The following is an 8,642-nucleotide window of genomic DNA, read 5'->3' as shown; positions in this document are numbered from 1 at the left end:
TGCCGGTCCGGTACTCGCTGCGCTGATTAGGGCGCATCGTCGTCATCATCGTGGAGAAGCTTCTCCGGGTGATGGAACGTATTAGTACCGGGGGTGACCGAGACTTGCGCCAGTCCTTACAAACTAGTAAGTTAGAACACATGCCGCCGATGTCTGATACCGCGATTGCCGAACCTGCTGCCGTCAAAGATGTTTGTCAACGCTGGGGGAAGGCCTGGAACGACCATGACGGCGACGCTGTCGCCGCGTTGTGCTCAGAGGATTTGGTGTACGACGAACCGGCGCTCGGCGACACGGTTCACGGCCGCGACGCGATCCGAGACTTTGTAGTAATGCTTGACGTGTCGTTCCCTGACCACAAATTCTTCCTGGAGGGCCTGTTCGCCGACGTGGCCCGCCCTGCGGTGCTGGTCGCCTGGCGGTTTATTGGCACGCACGCCCCGACTGGTCGGAAGGTCGAATTCCACGGCGACGATCGCTTGGAGTTTCGCGAGGATGGTCTGATCGGTGCCTATCGCTGTCTGTATGACAACGAATTTGTGCTGCGGCAGGTTGGGGAAAATCGGTCGCGATGACCGCCGATGCCCCAGCGTCGGTACGTGAGCGAAAGCCAGCGTCGGTGCGGCGTGCCGAGATTCTGGATGCGGCGGCAGTCGAGTTCGCCGAAACGGGGCTGACTGGAACACGGTTGGAGGCGATCGCCGCTCGCGCCGACATCTCGCATCCGCGCGTTGTGCAGATGTTCGGCTCGAAGCAAGCGCTTTTTCTTGCGGTCGTCGACGCGACTTTCGATCGCATTACCGCCGCGTTCAGAGCGGCGGCCACCGGCTTACGCGCCAGCGACGGTGCAACACCGCTCATCGGGCTCGGCGACGCTTATCGACGTCTGCTGCAGGGCGATCGAACTGTCGCGCTGATGATGCTGCAGAGCTACGCCGCTGCTGGAAATGAAGCCGTGCGCGAGCCAGTCGCCCGCCGTCACCTCGCGCTGCAACGTGCAGTCACCGACCTCACCGGCGCGGACGAGCTGGAGGTGCGAACCTTCTTTGCAACCGGCCTTCTAGTTACGATCTCCACGGCACTCGCGTTGCCCGGTAAGCGAACCGATGCCGCCTGGGGCGCATGGCTTTTAGAGCAGATCGCTCGCGATGGATAATTGGCCACGCGGCGAGAGCTATGGCTCGTCGCCTTCGTCCGTCCGCAGTAGTTTCTCCGGGTGATGGAACGTGTTGGTACGAGCCTGCCCGCGATCCAGGTGCGGCGGCGGGATCCATTCGGTGTCGCCATGCGGGTTTTTGCGGGTGGTCCAACCTTGGTCGGCCATCTTGTGGTTCGGTCCGCAGGCCAGGGTGAGGTCGTCGATGTCGGTTGTGTGAGTTGCAGCCCAGGGTGTGACGTGGTGGACCTCGCAGAGATAGCCGGGTACGTCGCAGTTGGGGAACGAACACCCGCGGTCCTTGGCGTAGAGCACAATTCGCTGCGCGGGTGAGGCCAGCCGTTTGGCGTGATACAACGCAAGCGCTTTGCCCTTGTCGAAGATGGCCAGGTAGTGATGGGCATGCGAGGCCAGCCGGATGACGTCGCTCATCGGCAGTAGCGTGCCGCCGCCGGTCAGGGCCTTCCCGGAGCCGGCTTCCAGATCTTTCAGCGTCGTGGTGACCACAATGCTGGCGGGCAAGCCGTTGTGCTGACCCAGCTCTTTGGACGACAAAGCGTTGCGCGCCAGTGTGAGAAGCGCGTCGTGGTTGCGCTGTCCGGCGCTGCGGGTGTCGTTGTCGATGGCGGTCTGTGACGGGATGCTGCTGACGCACGGCTCGACATCGGCCGAGTTGCACATCCCCGGCGCTGCGAGCTTGGCCAACACCGCGTCGATGGTGGCGCGGGCTTCTGGCGTCAGGTAGCCACTGATCGGCGACATTCCGTCGAGATCCTGCTTACCGACGGTGATGCCGCGTCGCCTGGTCCGGTCGACATCGGTGAACTCGCCGTCGGGGTTGAGGCAGTCGGTGAGTTTGTCCGCCAACTTGGCCAACTCATCAGGCCGGTGCTCACCGGCCAGACGGGCCAGCTGCGCCTCGGCTTTGGCGCGGGTTTCCAGATCGATGAAATCGGGCAGCCGATGCCAGAACCCGCGGATCACCGCGACGTGTCCGGCGCCGACGCCGCCGTTGCGCTGTCCCTCGGCGGTAGCGGGAAGCACCGCCTCCAGCGGTTCGCCGCTGAGCGCCCTGCGCTCACCGAGATCCTCGGCCTCGTGGATGCGCCGCGATGCCTCGCCGCGGCTGATCCGCAACCGATTAGCCAGCGCAGGGGCCAGTTTGCCGCCGAGTTCGGCCTGGTCGGCCTCGCGGGCCAGCTGGTTGATGAGCGGGTATTCGATGGCCGGTTGCCAACGGCGCATCCGCTCGCAGCGCTCCAAGATCCTGAGCCGTTCCGGTGTGGTGAGCACGTCGAAGGTCAGGTCCAGGGCGCGTTTGTAGCCGGCTTCGAGCGCGTCGAGAACCTCGACGATCTCCTCACGACTACTAGAACGCATGTTCGAATAATAACCAACGGGTCCGACAAGTTCTGCCGAGTGAAACTGAAGTGACACAAGTGATTTGAACGAAGGGCCTAGCCAGCCGGCTGATACATCCGACAACGGTCGATGAGAATCTCGGCCAGCGTTCCGGGTTCGCTGATCATCACATCGTGACAGGTGTCGACCGGGATCAGCGTCTGCACGCCGCCGAGCGCCGCGATACTGCGCAACTGGACGCGTCGAGAAAGCGCCCGATCGCGCAGCGTCAGGACCCAGGTCCGCGGCACATCGTCGGGCAGATCGCTGCGATCGACGGGCTCGGCGATGATCGTCACGGCCTCGGGGTGTATCCGGGATAACGTAAGGCGGCGCTGCGCACGCGTCATGCCGTTGCAAAAGAGCAAGGCGCTCAGCATGTTCGGCATTGTCGCCGGCGGCTTTTCCAGCAGGACCGCGCGACGCACGTACCAGGCCAGCGGCCCTACCAGCGTGTCGACGATCGCTTTGCCTTGCTCGGGTAGACAGGCTGCCACCAAGATCATCTCCCGCACTCGCGACGGCCCCAGTTCAGCAACAATGCCGGGCACCGTCAATCCGGCAAGCGAATGCCCGACCACGATCACGTCACCGAGGCCGACCTCTTCTATCTGTTCGATTGCCGATCGCACGCAACTAGCGATGCTGACTGTGGTCAGGTCGCCGGGAGTGATGCCGTGGCCGGGCAGGTCGACCGCCAGCACCGGTAAGGCCGGTGCCCGGCGGCGCAGTTCGTCGATGGTGAGATCCCAGCAATCCGCAGAGTGCTCACCGCCGTGAATGAGAACGAGAGCCGGCGAGTGCAGTTCTATGCCACCCCGAAATCGATGATGCCGCGCACGATCTCACCGTTGAGCAGATCGCCGTAGGCGTCATTGATGTCGTCGAGGCGGTAGCGCTTGGTGATCATCTCGTCGAGCAGTAGCTGACCAGTCTGGTAGAGCTTGGCCAGCCGGTCGATGTCCGCCTTCGGGTTGCACGAGCCGAAGATGGTTCCGGCCAGCGTCTTGTTCATCAGGATGAAGTCCTGCAGGTTGATCTTGACCGATTGGGTCAGCTGCGAGGTCATCCCAGTCAGCACGCAGGTGCCGCCCTTGCGGGTCAGGGCGACTCCATCGCGGACGTCTTCGCGGCTCATCAGCGACGGCGAGACCACGACGGCATCGGCCATGATGCCATGCGTCAGGCCGCGGACCAGGTCCAGTGCCTCTTCGGCCGTCGCAGCGCTGTGTGTGGCGCCGAACCGTAACGCCGACTTCTGTTTGAACTCAACGGGATCGACGGCGATGATCTGCGCGGCGCCGTTGATCCGGGCGCTCTGGATCGCGGCTGTTCCGATGCCGCCGACGCCGATTACTACGACGGTGTCGCCCGCGCGCATGTTGGAGCGGTTTTCGACGGATCCGTAACCGGTCGGAATCGCGCAGGACAGTAGCGCGCTCGGCGCCAACGGCAGATGTTGTTCGATCTTCACCAGCGAATTCGTCGATGCCACCGTGTGTTCGGCGAAGGTCCCGACCTTGGCGAGGTGGCCCAGGTCCCGGCCGTCGGCGGTGTGGTGGCGAAATGTGCCGTCGGTGGGCATGCCCGGGATCATGGTGCCGATGCCGGCGTCGCAGATGTATTCGGCTCCGGTTGCACACCAACGGCATTGGCCGCAGACCGCGACAAACGACATCACCACATGGTCACCGGGCGCGAACTCGGTAACACCCTCGCCGACTTCTTGCACGATGCCCGAACCCTCATGCCCGCCGATGGTGGGGAACATGGTGGGCAGCCCCATGGAACGCATGACCTCGTTGGGCGCGGACATGTCGCCCTTGAGGATGTGGTCGTCGGAGTGGCACAAGCCGGCGGCGGCCATCTTCACCAGGACTTCGCCGGCTTTCGGGGGATCTAATTCGAATTCTTCGACGGACCACGGGCCGCCGACGTCGTGCAGGATCGCCGCGCGGCTTTTCATGACGCGGCGCTGAAGGTCACCGGCAGCTTGTTGGGCGACCGGAAGATCGGGCCCACGATCTTGGACTCCTCGCCGCTACCGTCCTCGGCTACCAGCGCCAAATCCGTGACCCGGTCCAACAAGCTGTCCAGCATCACCCGGGTTTCCATCCGGGCCAAGTGCATTCCGAGGCACATGTGGATGCCCCCGGCGAATGAGATATGCGCTTGACGCGGCCGGTGAATGTCGAAGGTGTTGGCGTTTTCCCAACGACTCTCGTCGCGGTTGGCCGACCCCATGCACAAATCGACCTGCGCGTTGGCGGGAATGGTGTGTCCGCCGATCTCGACATCCTCAGTGGTGGTGCGCATAACCATGACGAGCGGTGTTTCGTAGCGCAGTCCTTCTTCGATCGCAGCCGGTATGAGCGACCGGTCCTGTTGGACCATCGCCAGCTGTTCGGGGTGGGTGAGCAACAGGTAGAGCAAGTTGCCCGACGACCGGTAGGTGGTCTCCAGACCGGCGGGCAGCAGCAGCCGCAAAAACGCGATGATCGCTTCGTCGGTGAGTTTCTCGCCGTCGATCTCGGCGGCCACCAGGTCGCCGATGATGTCGTCGGTCAGTTTGCGGCGACGCTGCTCGACCTGATTGAGGAAGTAATCGTGCAACTCGTTCGCCGCGGTCAATCCCGCCATGATGTCGGTCGGGATCGAGATGATGTCCAGCGACAACCGCCGGAACAGGTCAAGGTCCTCGCGTGGGAGCCCGAGCAGTTCGGAGATGATCCGAGTGGGGAACTCGAACGTCAGCGCCTTAACCAGGTCGGCGTGCCCTTCATTCTTGATCTCATCGATCAGCTGATCGCAGACGGGTCCGATGACCGATGGCTCCCACCGTTCGAGCGCGGTGGCACGAAATGCCTTGGCTACCAAGCTTCTATGATCGTGATGCTCCTTGCCGCCCATGGCCAGGATCATGTGGCCCATCACTAATCCGATGGTCTTGTCGTAGGCGGCGGAGGTGAAGATCTTGTCGTCGCGGAACGCCTGGAAGACGCCGTCGTAGCCGAATAGCACCCACTCGTCGTCCGGTTTCAATTCCGGCGGCATGAGTTCGTGGTCCATCAGCGACCCGTGGAACACCGGTTCGGTGCGCCGCATGTATTCGAAGAAGGGGTAGGGGCTGGTTTCGCCGGTGGTGTCCAGGGTGACGGGTTCGTCCCCGACATCTGGGCGTTCGGTGCGCAGCGTCATTGCCGCTCCTTAGGGGGCGTCTGGAATCTCGCTATCATAGTATAAATAGCAACCAAGCCCAACGGCTTGTGGTGGTTACCGTAACGGGGACAGGATGGATCCGTGCTGGAACGCCGATACGTGTGCTCTCTCGACGAACTACCGCCGGGGGCGATGAAACTCGTCGATGTGGGGAAGTTCGGCGTCGGTGTGTACAACGTGGCCGGCTCACTGCATGCGATCGTGAATTACTGCTCGCACGAGGGCGCGCCGTTGTGCGAGGGGCTGATTGGCGGCACGAATGAGCCCGCGCCCGACGAGCCGGATGGGCTCCGGCGCGTCAAAGACGGACAAATTATCCGATGCCCTTGGCACAACTGGGAATTCGACGTCACCACGGGTCAAAACCTCGCCGACCCCAAGCGGCGGGTCCGCACTTACGACGTCGATGTCGACGACGGGAAGGTGTTCCTGACCGCATGATCATCGACACGAATGTTCAGCCGCATTTCCGCTATAACGCGGAGATAAGGCGGTATTTACCGGCCGCGCACAAACTGCGGTCGATCCCAGACGTCGAACAACAGTGGTATCAGGCTCCGGGCGGCAACTACCGCCAAGACCTGTACGGCGAGAGCTATCCCGGGTCTGACCCAGAGACCGTTGCTCGGCATCTCTTCGACTATGCCGGGGTCGATTACGCGGTGCTGAACCCGTTGACCCGCGGCAACATCGCGGACTATCTGCTGAACAGCCGAATCTGTGCCGCGGTCAACGACTGGCTGCTGGACCGATGGCTGGAACCCGACTCCTCGAATCGCTTCCGCGGCACCATCCGGGTCAACCCGGAGGATCCCAAGGGTGCGGTCGCCGAGATCGAGCGTCTAGCCGCGCATCCCAAGCTGGTCCAGGTCGGTGTCCCGATGCAGTCTCGCGAGCCTTACGGCAAACCCATGTTCGAGCCGATCTGGGAAGCCGCCGCGGCGCACCGGCTTCCGGTAGCAGTGCATATCAACGGAGGCAACGGCGTCGACTACGCGCCCACCTTCGCCGGTCACGCCCACACCTATCCGGGCTACGCGGCCTTCATGCCGCTGAACTACTTCGTGCACCTGGCCACGCTGATCGTCGAAGGTGTCTTCGGGCGTCATCCCGATCTGAGGTTCGTCTTCGCCGACGGCGGCTACGACATCCTGACCCCGCTGATGTGGCGGCTGGACACCTTCTGGCTTTCGATGCGCGATCAGACGCCCTGGGTCGACCGCTATCCCAGCGACTATCTGCCCGCCCATGTCCGGTTCTGTTCGTCGTCGTTCGACGGGCCAACCGATCCCGGCCAGATGCAGCGATGGATGGAGTTCTCCGGCAAGGCGGATCTGCTGATGTACGGATCGGGCTACCCGCATTGGTCGACGTCCTCACCCGAGGACGCCGCCGGCGGGCTGAACGACGCACAACGCGACACCGTGTTGTGGCGAAACGCCGTTGAGCTCTACGGACTCACTACACCGGCGGAAGGGAGTGTCCGATGACCATAATCGAACGGGCCGAACCACACACCGAGCATGACGAGATCGCGGTCGCCATCGTCGACACCGATGTGCATCCGATGCCCGTCTCGCCGGACGTCCTGAAGTCCTATGCGCCGCCCGAATGGGTGGACAAGATCTGGCCGACCGGCAACGCCGTCACCCCGGTGCCGCACTTCTACGACACCCCGGATTCGTTCAAGACCATGTCGATGCGAGTCGACGCGGCGCCGCCGGGCGGCGGATTTGCCGGCACCGATCCCGACTACGCCGCCAAACAATTGCTGCTCGACGCGGGGGTCAGCATCGCCACGCTGGAACCGATGTGCGATGCGCAGTTACCGCAAGCGGAGCACGTGCTGAAGTCCACCTACAACGACTGGCTCGCCGATGTCTGGCTGGACCGCAACAACGCACACGGTCGCTGGCGCGGCTCGATCAGCGTCAGCGCGCAGGTGCCCGAGTTGGCGGCGCGCGAGATAGAGCGGTGGGCGGGTCACCCGTACATGGCGCAGGTGCTGATGACGCCTCAGACGCGTGGAATCCCTTTCGGCAATCCACATTTCGATCCGCTCTATGCGGCCGCCTCGGCCAACGGGCTGCCGGTGGCCACCCATTTGATGGGGCAGACGCCGTTCGAGCTGATTCCGATTTACCCGGTTGGCAATCCGGCGCACTGGCATGACTTCTTCGCCTCGTGGCCGCTGCTGTACGTCTCGCATCTGATGAGCCTGGTGTTCGACGGCGCCTTCGACCGGCACCCCGATCTGCGGGTGGTGTTCGTTGAGGGCGGCTTCACCTGGGTGATGCCGGTGATGTGGCGGATGGACCGGATCTGGGAAGCTCGCCGTGGCGACCTCCCGCACGTCCGTCGCCGGCCGTCGGAGTACGTCCGCGAACACGTCCGGTTCACCACCCAGCCGCTGGAGGACGCCGACGTCAAACAATTCCGCGAGTACTTGGAAATGATGGACCTCGGCGACAACCTGATGTTCTCGACGGACTATCCGCACTGGAGTTACGACGCGCCGACCTATGCGATCAACCGGTTCCCGGCGGCGCAACGCGAGCGGATCATGCGCGGCAACGCGACCGCGTTGTACGGGCTGCCGTCCACCGTCAAAGCCCTCCCGGGTGAACGACCGGCTGTCGACGTCAGTTTCGAGTAAGCGAAGCGCTCAGGGACCGCGAGTCGCAGGGCCGCGTTGCCAGCGGTTTAAATAGGGTGACCTAACACCGCTGAAGGGCGAGAGCATGACGACTGAGATCGATCGCGCTGAGGCCAGAAGGCCAAGAGGGATCAGCCGCATCGACCCTGCACTGCGTGAGGCCGCGGCCGGCCTGGACATCGACGAGTTCCGGGCAGAGTCGCTTCCTGC

The 8,642-nt window shown here is 63.4% G+C and carries 9 protein-coding genes; 5 read left to right on the top strand and 4 right to left on the bottom strand.

Annotation, left to right across the window (positions count from 1 at the left end; all coding sequences use genetic code 11):
* Positions 1 to 50 precede the first annotated feature (50 nt).
* The gene (locus WAO18_RS18265; RefSeq protein WP_422207643.1) at positions 51 to 575 is read left to right on the top strand and encodes a nuclear transport factor 2 family protein; all 525 of its coding nucleotides are present in this window, start codon (positions 51 to 53) and stop codon (positions 573 to 575) included.
* Positions 572 to 1,156: a TetR/AcrR family transcriptional regulator gene (locus tag WAO18_RS18260; RefSeq protein ID WP_422207642.1), complete on the top strand. Its 585-nt coding sequence runs from the start codon at positions 572 to 574 to the stop codon at positions 1,154 to 1,156. The genes WAO18_RS18265 and WAO18_RS18260 overlap by 4 nt, the downstream gene beginning before the upstream one ends.
* Positions 1,157 to 1,174: 18 nt before the next feature.
* Here the strand turns inward: WAO18_RS18260 and WAO18_RS18255 are convergent, their stop codons facing one another.
* The 4 genes from WAO18_RS18255 to WAO18_RS18240 form a co-directional block, all read right to left on the bottom strand.
* Positions 1,175 to 2,536: an HNH endonuclease signature motif containing protein gene (locus WAO18_RS18255; protein WP_422207641.1), complete on the bottom strand. Its 1,362-nt coding sequence runs from the start codon at positions 2,534 to 2,536 to the stop codon at positions 1,175 to 1,177.
* Between the two features lie 77 nt (positions 2,537 to 2,613).
* Positions 2,614 to 3,363 carry an alpha/beta fold hydrolase gene (locus WAO18_RS18250; RefSeq protein ID WP_422207644.1) on the bottom strand — a complete coding sequence of 250 codons (750 nt, stop codon included), beginning with the start codon at positions 3,361 to 3,363 and terminating at the stop codon, positions 2,614 to 2,616.
* 2 nt (positions 3,364 to 3,365) lie between these two features.
* Positions 3,366 to 4,523: a Zn-dependent alcohol dehydrogenase gene (locus WAO18_RS18245; RefSeq protein ID WP_422207640.1), complete on the bottom strand. Its 1,158-nt coding sequence runs from the start codon at positions 4,521 to 4,523 to the stop codon at positions 3,366 to 3,368.
* Positions 4,520 to 5,755 carry a cytochrome P450 gene (locus WAO18_RS18240; RefSeq protein WP_422207639.1) on the bottom strand — a complete coding sequence of 412 codons (1,236 nt, stop codon included), beginning with the start codon at positions 5,753 to 5,755 and terminating at the stop codon, positions 4,520 to 4,522. Before WAO18_RS18240 ends, WAO18_RS18245 begins: the two co-directional genes overlap by 4 nt.
* A gap of 102 nt (positions 5,756 to 5,857) precedes the next feature.
* Here WAO18_RS18240 and WAO18_RS18235 point away from each other — a divergent pair, with 102 nt between their 5' ends.
* The 3 genes from WAO18_RS18235 to WAO18_RS18225 are packed head-to-tail and all read left to right on the top strand — an operon-like array spanning position 5,858 to position 8,432.
* Positions 5,858 to 6,217: a Rieske (2Fe-2S) protein gene (locus tag WAO18_RS18235; RefSeq protein ID WP_422207638.1), complete on the top strand. Its 360-nt coding sequence runs from the start codon at positions 5,858 to 5,860 to the stop codon at positions 6,215 to 6,217.
* A complete protein-coding gene (locus WAO18_RS18230) occupies positions 6,214 to 7,266 on the top strand; it encodes an amidohydrolase family protein (RefSeq protein ID WP_422207637.1) in 1,053 nt (350 codons plus the stop codon). Before WAO18_RS18235 ends, WAO18_RS18230 begins: the two co-directional genes overlap by 4 nt.
* Complete coding sequence (locus WAO18_RS18225; protein ID WP_422207636.1) at positions 7,263 to 8,432, top strand: amidohydrolase family protein; 1,170 nt, start codon at positions 7,263 to 7,265, stop codon at positions 8,430 to 8,432. The genes WAO18_RS18230 and WAO18_RS18225 overlap by 4 nt, the downstream gene beginning before the upstream one ends.
* Positions 8,433 to 8,642: the final 210 nt, after the last annotated feature.

Origin of the sequence: Mycobacterium sp., assembly GCF_049278535.1 — a bacterium.
Classification (GTDB): Bacteria; Actinomycetota; Actinomycetes; order Mycobacteriales; family Mycobacteriaceae; genus Mycobacterium.
Note: the sequence above shows the minus strand (reverse complement) of the source record. Positions and strands in the feature narration are given on the sequence as shown.

Coding starts and splice junctions, on each gene's coding strand:
- WAO18_RS18260 (WP_422207642.1), top strand. CDS start 572: ATGACCGCCGATGCCCCAGCGTCGGTACGTGAGCGAAAGCCAGCGTCG.
- WAO18_RS18255 (WP_422207641.1), bottom strand. CDS start 2,536: ATGCGTTCTAGTAGTCGTGAGGAGATCGTCGAGGTTCTCGACGCGCTC.
- WAO18_RS18245 (WP_422207640.1), bottom strand. CDS start 4,523: ATGAAAAGCCGCGCGGCGATCCTGCACGACGTCGGCGGCCCGTGGTCC.
- WAO18_RS18240 (WP_422207639.1), bottom strand. CDS start 5,755: ATGACGCTGCGCACCGAACGCCCAGATGTCGGGGACGAACCCGTCACC.
- WAO18_RS18230 (WP_422207637.1), top strand. CDS start 6,214: ATGATCATCGACACGAATGTTCAGCCGCATTTCCGCTATAACGCGGAG.
- WAO18_RS18225 (WP_422207636.1), top strand. CDS start 7,263: ATGACCATAATCGAACGGGCCGAACCACACACCGAGCATGACGAGATC.